The organism is Hymenobacter sp. UYAg731 (assembly GCF_054061335.1).
On the sequence record NZ_JBSSEC010000009.1, the window covers coordinates 25,288 to 40,421 of the forward strand.

Annotated in this window: 12 protein-coding genes; 6 read left to right on the top strand and 6 right to left on the bottom strand. The window is 55.1% G+C overall.

All coding sequences use genetic code 11. From position 1 onward, the window contains the following. Positions 1 to 19 precede the first annotated feature (19 nt). Together ACVWYF_RS21540 and ACVWYF_RS21545 are read left to right on the top strand one after the other, a co-directional pair. The gene (locus tag ACVWYF_RS21540) at positions 20 to 1,456 is read left to right on the top strand and encodes a SusD/RagB family nutrient-binding outer membrane lipoprotein (RefSeq protein ID WP_457072072.1); all 1,437 of its coding nucleotides are present in this window, start codon (positions 20 to 22) and stop codon (positions 1,454 to 1,456) included. 185 nt (positions 1,457 to 1,641) lie between these two features. After that, positions 1,642 to 4,095 carry a beta-propeller fold lactonase family protein gene (locus ACVWYF_RS21545; RefSeq protein WP_457072075.1) on the top strand — a complete coding sequence of 818 codons (2,454 nt, stop codon included), beginning with the start codon at positions 1,642 to 1,644 and terminating at the stop codon, positions 4,093 to 4,095. Between the two features lie 223 nt (positions 4,096 to 4,318). Here ACVWYF_RS21545 and ACVWYF_RS21550 read toward each other — a convergent pair whose 3' ends face one another. Beyond that, on the bottom strand, positions 4,319 to 4,813 hold the full coding sequence (locus tag ACVWYF_RS21550; RefSeq protein WP_457072077.1) for a hypothetical protein: 495 nt from the start codon (positions 4,811 to 4,813) through the stop codon (positions 4,319 to 4,321). A gap of 314 nt (positions 4,814 to 5,127) precedes the next feature. Continuing rightward, positions 5,128 to 5,613 (bottom strand): hypothetical protein, encoded by a 486-nt coding sequence (locus tag ACVWYF_RS21555; protein WP_457072081.1) that lies wholly within the window; start codon positions 5,611 to 5,613, stop codon positions 5,128 to 5,130. A gap of 863 nt (positions 5,614 to 6,476) precedes the next feature. Here ACVWYF_RS21555 and ACVWYF_RS21560 point away from each other — a divergent pair. The 4 genes from ACVWYF_RS21560 (at position 6,477) to ACVWYF_RS21575 (ending at position 9,545) form a co-directional block, all read left to right on the top strand. Continuing rightward, complete coding sequence (locus tag ACVWYF_RS21560) at positions 6,477 to 7,127, top strand: T9SS type A sorting domain-containing protein (RefSeq protein WP_457072084.1); 651 nt, start codon at positions 6,477 to 6,479, stop codon at positions 7,125 to 7,127. A gap of 457 nt (positions 7,128 to 7,584) precedes the next feature. Next, positions 7,585 to 7,848 carry a hypothetical protein gene (locus ACVWYF_RS21565; protein ID WP_457072086.1) on the top strand — a complete coding sequence of 88 codons (264 nt, stop codon included), beginning with the start codon at positions 7,585 to 7,587 and terminating at the stop codon, positions 7,846 to 7,848. 454 nt (positions 7,849 to 8,302) lie between these two features. Then, positions 8,303 to 8,851: a hypothetical protein gene (locus tag ACVWYF_RS21570; protein WP_457072088.1), complete on the top strand. Its 549-nt coding sequence runs from the start codon at positions 8,303 to 8,305 to the stop codon at positions 8,849 to 8,851. Then, on the top strand, positions 8,841 to 9,545 hold the full coding sequence (locus ACVWYF_RS21575) for a nucleotidyl transferase AbiEii/AbiGii toxin family protein (RefSeq protein WP_457072091.1): 705 nt from the start codon (positions 8,841 to 8,843) through the stop codon (positions 9,543 to 9,545). Before ACVWYF_RS21570 ends, ACVWYF_RS21575 begins: the two co-directional genes overlap by 11 nt. Before the next feature lie 282 nt (positions 9,546 to 9,827). Here ACVWYF_RS21575 and ACVWYF_RS21580 read toward each other — a convergent pair whose 3' ends face one another. From ACVWYF_RS21580 to ACVWYF_RS21595, 4 genes are read right to left on the bottom strand one after another with little or no spacing between them, the layout of a single operon-like run. After that, entirely contained in the window at positions 9,828 to 10,802 is a 975-nt protein-coding gene (locus ACVWYF_RS21580) for a ComEC/Rec2 family competence protein (protein WP_457072093.1), read from the bottom strand. Between the two features lie 11 nt (positions 10,803 to 10,813). Further along, positions 10,814 to 11,545 carry a hypothetical protein gene (locus tag ACVWYF_RS21585; RefSeq protein ID WP_457072095.1) on the bottom strand — a complete coding sequence of 244 codons (732 nt, stop codon included), beginning with the start codon at positions 11,543 to 11,545 and terminating at the stop codon, positions 10,814 to 10,816. A 1-nt stretch (position 11,546) separates the two neighbouring features. After that, positions 11,547 to 13,643: an ATP-binding protein gene (locus ACVWYF_RS21590; protein ID WP_457072097.1), complete on the bottom strand. Its 2,097-nt coding sequence runs from the start codon at positions 13,641 to 13,643 to the stop codon at positions 11,547 to 11,549. After that, positions 13,636 to 14,967, bottom strand: a complete 1,332-nt coding sequence (locus ACVWYF_RS21595) for a hypothetical protein (RefSeq protein ID WP_457072099.1) — start codon at positions 14,965 to 14,967, stop codon at positions 13,636 to 13,638. Before ACVWYF_RS21595 ends, ACVWYF_RS21590 begins: the two co-directional genes overlap by 8 nt. Between the last annotated feature and the right edge of the window lie 167 nt (positions 14,968 to 15,134).

Below are 15,134 nucleotides of genomic sequence, written 5' to 3' on the forward strand. Positions count from 1 at the left end.
GCCGCCCCGCGGCCTCCCTATGTTCAAACGTTTATTCCTGTTGCTGCTCGTGGGCAGCAGCTCCCTGGTGGCCTGCACCGACAAGTTTGAGGAGTTGAACACCGACCCCAACCGGATTGAGAAAATCAGCCCCGGCACGCTGCTCAACCCCATTATTTACTCGCTGGCCAGCTTTAACACCCTGCGCAGCGCCGACTTCACGTTCTCCATTATGCAGGTGAGCCTGCCGTTTCCGAGCGTGGCCGGGGGCGTGCATCGCTACGACGTGACCGAGAACGAGGGCAACTCCACCTGGGACACCTACTACCGCTGGCTGGCCAACATCCGGGAGATGCGCGCCGCCGCGGTGGCCGCCAACGACCCCAGCTACGAAGGCATCGCCCTCATCCTGAACGCCTGGACGTACTCGCAGCTCACCGACTGCTTCGGCGACGTGCCCATGGACGAGGCCAGTCGCGGCGAGGAGGGCATTTTCACGCCGGCCTTCAACACCCAGGCGGAGATTTACACGAAAATCCTGGCCGATTTGGAGAAGGCCAACGACTTGCTGGCCGCCGCCAAACCGCTCAACTACGGCACCGACCTGCTCTACGGCAACAACGTGGGGAACTGGCAGCGCTTCGGCAACTCGTTGCGGCTGCGCCTGCTGCTGCGGGTATCGAAACGGCCCGAAATGAACGCGCCCGCCCAGCTGGCGGCCCTCATCAACAACCCCACTAAGTATCCGGTGTTCACGCAGAACAGCGACGCCGCCATCCTCAAAATCACGGGCGCGGCCCCCAACCTCTCGCCCTACGGCCGGGCCATCGATTTCACGACCAGCCGCGCCGCCGCCCAGTTTTTCATCGACAACCTGAACATGCTGGCCGACCCGCGCCTGCCCAAGTTTGCCACCCAGGCGCGGTCCAGCAACGGTACCACGCTCATCGGCTACCGGGGCATCCCCAGCGCCTACACTGGCAGCGACGCCCAGTTCATGTACCAGCCTTCCAACCTCAGCATTGCCCTGGTCACGGCGCCGACCGTCAGCGTCATCATGACCTACGCCGAGGTCGAGTTCATCAAGGCCGAAGCTGCGCTGAAAGGCTACACCACCGGCGACGCCAAAGCCGCCTACGACAAAGGCGTGCGCGCCGCCATCGAGCAGTGGGGTGGCGTGCTGCCGGCCACCTACCTGCAAACGCCCTCGGCCGGGGCCTACGATGGCACCCTGGCCCGCATCATGCTCCAGAAGTACTACGCCCTGTTCTTCAACGACTACCAGCAGTGGTTCGAGTACCGCCGCACCGGCCTGCCGGTGCTGCCCAAAGGCCCCGGCCTGCTGAACAACGGCGCGATGCCGGGGCGCTTCCGCTACCCCACCTCGGTGCAAATCAGCAACAGCGCCAACTACCAGAAAGCCGTGGCCGCCATGGGTGCCGACAACATCAACACCAAAGTGTGGTGGGAAAAATAAGCGGCCCGCAGCGACCTTCGTGGCAAGGTCAGGCCTCGGATTCCAAATGAAAGAACTTTAGAAACACGTACTTGCCATCAGCACTCCGGGGCCACTGCGCTCCGGAGTTTGCTGTTTTAACCCTTGCTGCCGCGACCAGGCCTTTTGGTCCGCACCCGGCACTACTGCTACCTTTTTTGCTCCCTATGAGAAACGCTTGCAAAGGAATTATTGGCGGCGGACTGCTGCTACACGCCCTGACGGCGGCGGCGCAGGTGCCCACCAACTCGGCCCAGGCCCCCCGCATCCTCTTGTCCAACGGCTGGTCGCTGACGCCGGCCGGCTCGGCGGCGGCTCTGCCGCTGGGCGACTTGCCGTTGAATATGCAGCTTTCGCGCTCCGGCCAGCTGCTGGCCGTGACCAACAACGGGCAGAGCCAGCAGAGCATTCAGCTCATCGACCCGCGCGCCGGGAAGCTGCTCGACCAAGCCACCATTCGCAAGTCCTGGTACGGCCTCAAGTTCAGCGCCGACGGGCAACGGCTGTACGCCTCTGGGGGCAACGACAACACCATTCTGGCCTATCGCATTGCCAACCAGAAATTTGCGGGCACCGACACTATTCGCCTGGGTGCGGCCTGGCCGAAGGAGAAAATCAGTCCCACGGGCCTGGAAATCAACGACGCCCGGAAGCGGCTGTACGCCGTGACCAAGGAGGACAACTCGCTGTACGTAGTGGACCTGGCCACCAAGGCCACTGTCTCGAAGCTGGCCCTGGGCCACGAGGCCTACGGCTGCCTGCTGTCGCCCGACCAGAAAACGCTGTACATCGCGCTCTGGGGCGGCGATAAAATTGCGTGCTACGACACCCAGACGGGCCGCATTGCCGGCGAAATCGCCACCGAGAGCCACCCCAACGAGCTCATTCAAACCCGCAACGGCCAGTACCTTTTCGTGGCCAATGCCAACAGCAACTCGGTGTCGGTGATTGACACCAAAGCCCGCAAGGTGCTGGAAGTGATTTCCACGGCGCTCTACCCCACCAGGCTCACCGGCGCCACCCCCAACTCGCTGGCGCTGTCAGCCGACGAGAAGACCCTCTACATCGCCAACGCCGACAACAACTGCCTGGCCGTGTTCGACGTGAGCGCGCGGGGCAAAAGCGCTTCGCTCGGCTTCATCCCCACCGGCTGGTACCCCACCAGCGTGCGCACCTTAGGCAAGCGCCTGCTGGTGGCCAACGGCAAAGGCTTCACCTCGCTGCCCAACCCCGGCGGCCCGCAGCCGCTGAAACGGGCCGCCGACACCGGCCTGCCCATGGGCAACCTGGTAAAAACCGAGTCGCAGTACATCGGCGGCCTGTTCAAGGGCACGCTTTCGTTTATCAACCAACCCACGGCGGCGCAGCTAAAAGCCTATTCGGCGCAGGTGTACGCCAACAGCCCGTTCACGCCCCAGGCCGAAGCCCAGGCCGCCGGCGAGGCTGGCAACCCCGTGCCGCAGCGCGTGGGGGCCGCTTCGCCCATCAAGTACGTGTTCTACGTCATCAAGGAAAACCGGACCTACGACCAGGTACTCGGCGACGTGAAGGAGGGCAACGGCGACGCCTCGCTGTGCATTTTCCCGGAACAGGTGACGCCCAACCACCACGCCCTGGCCCGGGAGTTCGTGCTGCTCGACAACTTTTACGTGGACGCCGAAGTGAGCGCCGACGGCCACAACTGGAGCATGGCCGCCTACGCCACCGACTACACCGAGAAGACCTGGCCCACCAGCTACGGCGGCCGCGGCGGCACCTACGACTACGAAGGCTCCCGCAAAATTGCCTACCCCCGCGACGGCTACATTTGGGACTACTGCCAGCGCGCCGGCCTGAGCTACCGTAGCTACGGCGAGTTTGCCGAAGCCGGCAAAGCGGCCCTGAAATCCCTGGAAGGCCACGTGGCTCCCAAATCGCCGGGCTTCGATATGGACGTGAAGGACGTGGAGCGCGTGCGCCTCTGGAAGCAGGACTTTGATTCGCTGCTGGCCCGCGGGGCCGTGCCCCGCTTCAGCACCATCCGCCTGAGCAATGACCACACCAGCGGCCAACGCAAGGGCAAAATCACGCCCACCGCCGCCGTGGCCGACAACGACCTGGCCCTGGGCCAACTGGTGGAATACCTCTCGAAAAGCGCCATCTGGAAGGAAACGGCCATTTTCGTGCTCGAAGACGACGCCCAGAACGGCCCCGACCACGTGGACGCCCACCGCTCGCCGGCTTTCGTCATCAGCCCCTACACCCGCCGAGGCTCCGTCAACCACACCATGTATTCGACCTCGGGCGTGCTCCGCACCATGGAACTCATCCTGGGCCTGCCGCCCATGAGCCAGTACGACGCCGCCGCCCGGCCGCTATTCGGCTGCTTCCAGGCCACCCCCAACCCGGCTCCCTACCAGGCCAAAGCCGCGCAGGTAAACCTGGAAGAGCGCAACGTGGCTTGGAACCGCAGCGCCGAACGGTCCGAAAAGTTTGACTTCGCCACCGAAGACGCCGCCTCCGACCTCGACCTGAACGAGGTCATTTGGAAGTCCGTGCGGGGCGAGCAAGCCGTGATGCCGGCGCCCCGGCGCGGGGCCTTCCTGCGCCTAGTGCCCAAGCGCGACAAGGACGACGATTAGCAACTAGCCTCCGTCCTCTGGCAGAGAGTTCTTAGTCGATGCTATTGATTTTCTTGAAGGAATGTAATGGGGCTAAGTGGGCGCGGCGAAAGAGGCACATAGGTAACTATACAACCAAGAGCCAGCCCCAATTAGGCCACTTATAGTGTCCAAGAAAACGGTCCCAATCGCCAATGAAAGGTGTGGCGGCCAAACGGGCTTCTTGCCCTGGCCAGCGAGCGCATCAGGGCGTGTTGACCGGCGGGACCGGGCGCTGGCGGCGTGCGGCTTCGGCTTGGTAGAAGGCGGCTTCGGCGCGGTAGGCCTGCACGTTCCAGGTGGGGCGTTCCCGAGCAATGGTTTCCTGGGACGTTTTAAGCCGGGCCCAGGTGTCGGCCGTGCCGATGGCCGCCGTCGAATCCGCCAGCAGGGCGGCCTGGCATTTTTGCAGCTCGGTTTCCTGCCAGGCAATCTGCTCCCCGCCGGGCGCTTGGAGTTTGCCCGGTGCCGTGCGCTTTTGCGGATAAGCCCGCCCTTGGTAGGTGGCCTGCGTGACGTTTACGTCGGGGGTTGGGGCGCGCGGGTCGGCCAGTTCCACGTAATTCCGGGCCGCCGCGGCGGAGCGGCTGGCCGCCGCGGCGGACACGCCCACCCGCAAACCGGTCGATATGAGGTTAACCAGCTGGGCTTGGGCCGTCGAAGCTGTCCCCACCAGCAAAATGAGTAGCAATTGTTTCATGAGCACAAGGCGGCTAAAACGACGGGTTTACCTGTTCGGCGCCAAGATACGCGAATGGGCAGGCAGTAAGGCGGTCCTGCGGAACGTGTGGAAACAGTTCGACCGCTTCATCAGGTTCGTTTACCGAAAGGGTCGTGGCTGTTGCAGAACCCTTGGGCAGGCCCCGTTCGTCGGGTGGTCGGGCTCGTAATCGTCCGAAAAGCGCGCTTTACGGCCCTTACTACCCACTTGTCACCGCATCAGGTATCCTTTTGGTCGCTTTTGGAGAGTTCTGCAGCAGCCACGGTCGGAATAGAATAACGAGCGAATAAGAATTACCGCAACTCCCAAAATGAGTTCATACTTTGCCCTGCTAGCTTCGTGTAGGGCCGGTATTCAATGCCCTGGTACACCAGCGTGGGCAAAGTCAAGGAGAGCGTATCCGTGCGCCCGTCGTACAGCGTGCCCGGATGCGGTGGCGTGATGGTGCGAGACTGGTTTTGGGTCATGATGATGACCAGGTTGAGTGCAACGCGGTAACGCCCGGAATCGACTCGGACGCCGGGCTCGGTAGCGACTAGAATCGTGTCTTTGTCGCCGAGGGAGTGCGTCGGAGAAACCAGCAGGCAGCGGCCCCGCGCCCGAAAGGCGAACAGGGTAAACGAGGCGTACTGGATGCCGTTCAGCTCCGCATCGTGGGGGTAGGGGCATTCCCCGGCAATAGTGCGCGGCACCCACACCGTGTTGGCCAGCGCATGCTCCGACTGCTGAACGGGTGGGGCATCGCAACTACTGACGACAGCCCCTAATAGCAAGGCCAACAAGAAGCGTTCGGCAAGCATAGTTAACGTTTTTCTTGTTCACTTTAACAGTCAATCGAGCGAAAGGCAGGAAATGCGCGGGAGGCGGCTGTCTATCCGAACACCAGCATTACAAACAACTGGTAAGCAGCTAGGCCACTCGCTAGCGCCACCACGAGCATGAACACCCCAACGGCCACGAGTATTCTTTGCTCTTTTCGGCGCACCCAGCGGAGCCCGTAGCGCCACAGTAGGACCGACACCGCAACGAATACGAGGAACAGTCCCCTGCCAACTAAGTAACCCAACCCGTCGTCTCCAATCGGCGCAGAGAGCAGCAAGGTCGCTGGCAGAAAGTAGTCAAAACTCATGTTCGACGGTCGTAAGACGACGGCGTGACAATTACGGTTGGAGGGCAGAAACGGACTAAAGACGAAATGGGTGGCAGTTCGTCTTAACGGTGGTGCCTGTTGCAGAACTCCCAAGAGCATGCATCGTCGAGAAACAGCAATGCTGCATGGTAGGAAATGGGGCTCCAAGGGCTTGTCCAAGCGATTGATGAACCATTAAACAGGGTATGAATGCCCACTTATAAAGTTCTGCAACAGCCACGGTGGTCATCATCAATCCGGTTTCCAGGCTGTACATGTATTGCAGCAAGCAAGAGTTCCCGAAGCACTGGGAGAAGGGGCGGTGGTGGGCACGAAAAAACCCAGCTCAATAGTCGTGGTTTTCCGTGCGCTTTACCCACTACTGCTACTTAGCAAAGTCCGCCGCTTGGGCATAGCCTAGCCTTCCCGCTTTCGCTCACCTGGTTTACTGGCTTCGGCCGTGTATTTTTGAAAGGCCATTCGGCATTCCTTCTTTTCACTTCAGGGTATCGCATGAAAAATTTTACGCCCCCGCTCGCGTTTGTTTCGGGCTTTTTGTTCTGGGCCTCGGTTGCGCAGGCGCAGACGCCGACCGTTTACCAAACGGTGTCCATCATCGGGTCGGCCACGGCGGCGGGCTGGGGCGCCGACACCCCGATGCGTTTGGCTTCGGCAGGGGACGTGCATAACTGGATAATTGGGTTGCCTTTATTCGGCGGTCTGGGAACCAACGAAGTGAAGTTTCGGACCGATAACAGTTGGCTGGTGAACTGGGGAGCGGCGACGTTTCCGACGGGCACGGGCACAGCCAATGGCCCGAACATTCCCATTCCGTTGCCGGCCGGTACGTCTGCTCTCTACACCGTGCGGTTTAATGATGTGACCGGGGCCTATGGATTTACCATTATCCCCTTGGCCAGCAAAGCGGGCAGCGGCCCGGCCGTGGTCCCGATGCTCTACCCCAACCCGGCCGGCCACGCGGCCACGCTCACCGGGGTGTTGCCGGGCGCGGCCGCCTACGTGGTCGATGCGCTGGGACGCGTCGTCCTTTCGGCCACGGCCGATGCCACGGGCACGGCCGCGCTGGCCCTGCCGGCTGGGCTGCCCGCGGGCGTGTACGTGGTGCGCGCCGGTGCCCGCGCCGTCAGGCTGGTGGTGGAGTAAAAACGGCCGCTGGGGATACATGAAAAGCCGGCGAACCGCTGCGTTCGACAGCTTTTTTTGCGCCTTTTGGGCTCGGGGGGGCAATAGCAGGCATTGTTCGGGCGAGCGGCCATCGTTGCCCCTCATGGCACGGCCCCACCGCTGTACCGAAACGGTGAGTACAATTTGCCACAGCTATCCGTGGTCCGAAAAGCCGCAGGATAGTTTACGAAAACAGTCCGAATCGCTAGACCTGTGCGAGCAGGGGCCAACGACGGCCACAAAGGCTCCTTTTGGCGTCCAATGACCCGTTGGGTGTCGGATGCCACCTGCTTTGCCGAACCACTGTACCCCGGTGGCTGGGCGTATTCGCCCCCGCCCACTCGGGAGAATACACCCGGAGCGCCTAGCTTTGTGCGGGCCTTGGCGGGCGAGTCCGGCGGTCGGAATCGGCGCCATCGCACGGGTTCCCATCCCCATGCCCTATAAAAACGACCCGCGGCGCACGCTCACGCTCAACCTGTTGCCCGACGGATATGACGCCGTGGCCGCGGAGGCCACCGCCGCCGGCTACGCCACACCTGGGCCCTACGCCAAAGCCCGGGTGCTGGGCCCGCCGACAGTGGCCGTGGTGACCCCGGACCCGGCCGACGCCGCAGCCGTGGCCGTCCTCACGCGGAAACTGGCGGCGAGCGAGGCGCGGGCCCAGAAATGGACCGTCCGCACCAAGCACGCCGAGTAGGCCCTGAAGGAAGCGGAGCAGGCCCGGGACGCGGCCGAACAAGTGCTCGCCCAACCCGAGCAGGCTCTGGCCGATGCGCCGGTCCGGTTTATCGCACAATACGGCCCGTACCTTGATAGCCTGCTTCGCTCGCGTTAGGCACGGCACCGGGCGGGTCCCGCCGACCGTTCGAAAAACCGGGCCGCCCCGGCAGCGCCGACGCCCCGTTGCGCAAGGATTTTCGGGCCGTGCGGTACCGTACGAAAACCGGTTGTTTTACGTACCGTATTGCCTTTATGAAAAAGACTAAGGTGAGGATTATAATGCCAATATGCATGCATCATTGGTCCATTAAATGTCCAGCTTAAGACAATTTCGTGTCGATTACACGGTACCCCCTGTTCTGTTTAATGGATAACAGAAGGCGCTTTCTAGCAGAATTGCTCTTATATTCGCAATTCGCGAATCAAGCATCATGCGCAAGTTCAATGGCATACGCCCTCAGGATATCGTTCTGCTGCTAAAATTAGTAGCGGGCGGTCGCAATCGAGTGTGGCTAGGCAAAGACTTAGCCCGTGAACTATGGCTAAGCCCGTCCGAAGTATCCGAATCGCTGGCCCGTTGCCGTTACGCCCGGCTGCTAACGTCTGACCCGGGTTTGTACCAGGTGCATTCCCGAGCGCTGGTGGAATTTCTGCTGCATGGGCTCCCTTATGTATTCGCGGCCCATCCGGGCCCGCCCGCTCGGGGTTTGGTGACGGGGGCCAGTGCCCCGCCGCTCAGCCAGACGTTCGGGGTGGAGCCAGCCTATGTGTGGCCGGATGCAAAAGGCGAGCAGTGGGGCGCCGCCATTGAACCGCTCTATCCGGGAGTGCCCGCCGCCGCCCGTCACGATGCGCGGCTGCACGAGCTGTTGGCCTTAGCTGATGCCATGCGGCTGGGACGCCCCCGCGAGCGGGCACTGGCAGGCAAGCTGCTGGAAGAAGCCATTGGTTCTTTGTCAACGGCTCCTTATGTTGTCTGAGCCCCGGAATCTGCCCCGGCTGATGGCCATCGCCCGGGCCCTGGGGCCGCTGCGCGAGCGGGTGGTCTTCGTGGGGGGAGCCATCGTGAATCTATACAGCACCAGTACCACGCATACCCCGGAGCCGCGCATCACCGACGACGTGGACTGCATCGTGGAAGTGGCCCCGCGCACAGTTTTCTACCAACTGGAGGACGAACTGCGTGCCCTGGGCTTCATGAATGATGTAGCTTCCGGCGTCATTTGCCGCTGGCTGTACCAAGGACTGACGGTTGACGTGATGCCCACTGAACCGGAAATCTTGGGGTTCAGCAACGCATGGTACCCAGCAGGCTTCACGCAGGCCATTGCTTATTCGCTCCCAGATAGCAGTCAAATTCGGATTCTCGCGCCTGAATACTTCATGGCCACCAAGTTGGTCGCGCTGCGGGACCGGGGCTGGGCCGACCTGCGTTTGAGCCAGGACCTGGAAGACCTGGTGCATCTGGTCGACAACCGCCAAGAACTCAGTGCCGACATCGCCGCAGCTGCGCCCGACGTACGCGCCGATATCCAGCAGCGGTTAGCCGAGTTGCTGGCCCACCCGGATTTTTTGGAAGCCGTGGAGTGGACCTTGCCCTATGGCTCGGGCTATGGGCGCAAGGGTGAAATAGCGCGGCGGCTGCAGCAGCTACAGGCCGGTGAAAGCGCGTAGCATGGTCCGTCCTTGCACCAACTCACGGCTCATCTTAGTACCGATAATAGTTAATTGTCGGTACTAACTCGACTGTAGGCAGAGCTAATCATAAGATAATTATAACATTAAACAGAAAATATATAATTGAGTGAAATTCTAAATGGAGCATCTCGTCGCTTATCTAGATTTCGCTAATGTAGCTACTCGGCTTGGAATCGCGGTTTCGATGGATAATATTTAGGGTAAAGATAAAGTCATTGTACAAATGCCCCTGTTTTTGCTACTGTAATTGTAATGCTTTTATTGACATAGGGCTGATGGCACATGAAGTTTAACAAACTTGTTATGTAAGCCAGCGGGATTAGGGTATATAGTGGCACTACCATTCAAGTGTAAGTGTAAGGCACCAAAGCAAGAATGAGCATCTTCAATGCCTGCACCAGGCAATTCTGGTAAGTGGCTTTCCCAGTTATCCCGTTCAACAGGTATGTCCTTTAAACAATTAGTAGAAAGCTGAGTGCAAGCTATGTATGTATTAGGAGCAGCCTGTCTAGCTGCTAATACTATCTCCTTCCTAGGATTTTTATGTCGTGTGCGGCCCATTGAGAAGATTATAACTTTAGGTTGTACCTTCTCAACAAGCTGCTTAGTGAATGAGCTATTATCAGGAGCGCAATGTCCTCCATGGTGAGGAAATAGCAACACGTCTGAAGCGAGGTCTTCTTTGCCAGCTATCAAACTATCTAATGCTCTTTGGTCTATATCACCCATAAAAATGGCAATAGGGTGCCCTTGGTGGTGAAGTTGTAATACTATTGATGAAGAATTAGAATCAATTTCATTACCATGCTCATCTTGTCCTCCTGCACCACGCAAGGATTCAAAAACGGATGGGGCCAAAGTTCGTATTTCCACTTCTCCGACTGCTAAAGTTGAAGGGTAATACGCCCGGTGGATTTTTAGTCCTTTATTAATGACTGCATCCTGAATGCTCGTCAATAATTCTTCATTAGTGGTGCCTGTTTTAGTTGGGTCAGCGTTGATAATTAGATTCTCTACCTGTACATTTTTACTCGCCAATAGGTTAATTACTCCTCCTACATGGTCGCGGTCCAAATGCGAAAGGAAGAGGTGGCTAATTGTACGAACTTCATACTGGGCAAGCGTACGCAAGAGCACGTCTTTAGGGGCTGCATCAAATATGGCTGATGCACTACCGGATATAAGTAAAGATGAACTGCCATGAGCGACATCTAGTATCATTAACTCGTTCAATTTCTTATTAATTAGGATTTAGTGAATAAGCTGTCAATGGTAAGCCCGCTTGGCTTTTCGGCCCATTCAAACGAATCAAAATAGAGCTCGCTTGAACGTGATGCTCCAATATTTACCTCTGCAAATACAAATGCACGGCACTTGCTTTTAAGAGTTTGAAGGACATTGTTCTTTATTGCTTCTGGTATGAGCGCCATTGGAAAACCAACTCTTTCGTCTGGATTCCAACCTCGTATCATAGCTTCTGCTACGTCTGCCTCATCATCCTTCTTTGATGATATTATCTCAATTAGAGTCCTGTGAGGCAGGCGTGAAGCGGGAATAGCACCAGACAGTTCATCGGCGCAGAAGCCGAAGGCCTTCTTGACATTCTCTTCGCTTAATTTCTTTCTGGTTATTAGCGCTGGCATCCAACGACGAAATTCCCGGATAGAAGTATCCATCTCATATTCTGTATACTGAGTAACTAAAATTGCTGGAACATTTTGTTTATAAAGTGCGGCAACAAGTTCAGAACCATAGAAACTGGCAAGAGCTCCAGGCATAAGTTTATGGTCACACAATACTCCTATGTTAACATGGTCTTTCATTACCTCAGCAAGCAACTGGTCTACCTTTTGGTACTTACCTGTGGTAATAAGCCTAGTATCAATGCCTAGGTCATCGACGGCTGAAAGACTGATTTCCGCGCCAGTTTCTTCATCATCCACTATTATTATTTTATCAAAATCAAGAAGGCCCATTCTAAGATGATTTTATAAGTGGAAAACTAAAATGAAACTCTGCTCCCTTCATTTTGCCGCTGGCTATGGCTTCAACGCTGCCTTTCAAATCATTCACAGAATCACGTACTATGGTAAGACCAAAGCCTGTACCCTGTGAGTTAGTAGTTTTTCCAGGTAACCATATTTCATCCAATGGAAGTTTAATGCCAGGGCCGTTGTCGGCATGAATAATATGGAGTTTATCCGCTGAACAGCTACCCTTTATAGTTATCAGCCGTTCCTCTAATCTCGAACCGGCTTTGGTCAATGCGTAAACTGAGTTTGAAATCAGGTTTGCTGCTATAGCCTCAAATGAAGCTACGCTACCTCTGACTACAGTGCTGTCTTCAAAATCGATTTTTATCTCAATTTCAGATTGTTTAAGTATTGGCAAAAACAATTCCACCATGTCTTTCCAAACCTCACCAACATTGGTCGGGCCAACACGGCGTTTCGCTTTTTTTAAATGATATAATGGAAATCTTGAATATACATTTAAATTAGCAAAAATATCTTTTATTCTACTGACTGGCTTGAGTAATTCACTATCATAAATCTTGTCTCCTAATAACCTTCGACCTTTTTTTTCTATCCCATTCGTTAACATTTCTATGAGGGTCAGTGGTTTGGCAGATTCGTGAGCGAAAACCACAGCGGTCGTTCCAGCAGTTGCTAAGCTGCGGTAGAGTTGCAAGTCCTCCCTAAGAGCAACCACTTCTTGCGTCTGCGCAATCTTAACCTTCCTTAATGCTGCTTTTACTTTGGTAGCAGCCTGTTGGGGTAGATTGTCTTGGACAGTATTGTAAAGCTCATCTAGAGACTCCTCTAGTTCATTTATAGCCTCTTTTTTAGCTTGTGGAGCATTCTTCTTAGCTAGTTCTCGTTGCTGTTCTGCTATCCTCAAGCGAAAAGTAGAAGACCATCCAATTGCATCTTGGCCGAATCTGCGTAAATCCTCAAATACTTTGGTATCAACAAATCCTGCCCTACTAGTAGGTTGAATAAGTTTTTGTTCCGGGTCTTCAATGGTTACTCGACCAATTGAGTTATTGGTGGATGGGCGCTCTTCGGGATGGCTTACTCGGGATAAGTTCATATCCAACCAATCAGAACCAGGGTCGCCGTATGGCCGTACCCGTAAGTTTCGATGGTAAACGTATACACCACCAAAGCTACTTATCCATTTCCTGACCGCCTGTGTATCAGCAGAATTACTTGTATATCCGCCGCCCAGCTTAAACATCCACAGTTGGAGTTCGGCGCTTGGCATATGGTAAGGTTTGATTTCTTTATCTTTTTTACCTAGTAGAGGAAGCGTAGTAGTTGCCAACACTAGACCAGTGGCACTGTCTATTAAGTTGGCAGTACCGTGTCCAGTTTCGTCTGTACGAGCTTCTAAGTAATAGATAGCATCTTCAAAATACGATTTTGTTACAAGCTTTTGTAATTCTACAAATTCAACAGTCTTGAGCTCTACCTTAAAGTCGGTATCGGATTTAAATGGGTCAGAAATGAGGAGCAGTTCTCTTGCTAGCCTTGTGACCGCAGCTTCAGGCAACGCCTTCCGCAACTTCTGGATTTCAATAGTGACACCAGGCTCAACTTTCGTTTTGCCTTCTTTAATTATCAACTCAACTTTCTCAACATAATCAGATGCCTCTATCTTATCCCAATCAAGGACAAGTGTAAATTCAACGCCTGGGTGTGTTTTAGGGCGGCTTTTGACCGTTACTTTGTGACCAAGGCGTAAGGCTGCCAATCGCCCAAGACCTTTATCACCTACCGGTAAACGTTTTAAGTTAGGAGTTGGCTTTTTAGGGTCTTTGCGGGAGCGACCAATAACCAGGAATCCACTTTCCAGGTCTGCTTTCTGCATGCCATTACCTTTGTCGCTAATGGTTATAGTGCCACCTGGTTCAGTAACATTTTCTAGAGTTACTGTACACTCCTTCGATTCTGCATCGTACGAGTTTTTAACCAACTCAATAAGGCCTTGCTCGGGGTTAGGAATCAATTCCTCCCCGAGGCGCTGCAGGATATCAGCAGCAAAACGAAGATGAGCAGAAGAATCAGACATTTGGCCACCAAGGTATAGATTGAACAGAGCCGACGGTCAGATGACGGCAACGAATACATTCGTTCAGCCAGTCATTAGTTCTTTGGTCGTGTAGACGTTCCAATAAAGCAGTACAGTCAGCAAGTGCTCCACTGTGAGGTCGAAGAACTATTAGATGATTTTCAACAGCTACTTGTTCCGTATTAGCGGACTCGTTCGCCTCAATTACAGTGCCTACAGCCCGATATGGGTAGTTTGCTCTGGAAGTGCGGCGTACTACTACAAATGGAGTAGTAAAAGTTGTGCCAGAGAACCGGCGCTCATCTTGGCCTGCCATAATTGTTCCCCAAGCAGGAACATTATGAACATCCAAGTAGGGATACACGGTCCCTATTTCAGCATCACGATGTGGGACGACGCGTCCGACGTTGACTTGGAACAACTGACCAACAGTATGAGCGATATTGACTACTGGGGCATTATTCACCCAGTTGGTTGGCTGTATAAGGAGTTGTTCCCTTACTATTAGCGTAAGAGAAAATACATCTACATGGGTATCGTCGTCAAACTGGCCTAATGGCTCTATTAATTCGATGGTTGAAGAATTTTCTACGTGGCGGCGCCATCTATTGTAGTTTGAGCCTGAGCGTAGCACATCGGGTAGAATAGCATGGATTATGCTCTCTGGCTCCGCCTGCTCAAATGCCTTGCTAATGAAGAGGGAGGCCTGAGAAACTCGGCCGGTAGCCCACCTGCACCAAGCTGGTACTGGTACTCGATTGAATGGAGGATTGAGTAGGTAACGCTCAACCTTTGGCCAAGTGACCTCTAAGCTATTCTCAACTACAACAACGTGTGGAAAAGTCTCGGCCAAAATGAGTTTAGGACATTCAAAAAAACTCGGTCCAACTTCTGCCAAACCACGTAGCGTAGCTAAGAGAATCAGTCTAGCTCGTGTTGCTCGTACAAATTGTAAATGAATGTCCATACCGTAAAGCTGTTCGCCCCAGCGGTCAATGGTTTCGGTAAGAGTTGCAGCTAAGGCAAGGCGACGAGCAAGAGCAAGCAGTAAATTGCCTCCACCACAAGCGGAATCCAATGCGGTAATGGATGCTAATTCTTCAGCAGGAATGGAGGCCACCAACTGGTTGGCCATAGGCTCACCAGTAAAAAATGCGCCCGATTCCAGCAAATCAGGCATTGAAACAAATTCCCTAAGTGTTTTGGATAATTGACCGTTAAGGGCAAGCTCAATATTCTTTATATATGTTTTCCTTTTCCGCTTAAAGAGCGGTTTTACAGCTAGTTTTTCTAGATGTTCAATATAGCTTTCGATGAGGTGCATATTAGCAGATGCTGAGAATCGCCAAGTGGTAGGATAAGTGAATGTCTTGACGGAAAGAAAGAGCGGGCTTTATTGAGTAAAGCTATGGCAGGGGTATTTGATTGTAAGCTTAGCTAGGCTAGCTATCCTCAACCTTAAAATAAAGGCTGTTACTTGCCACTCTTTTC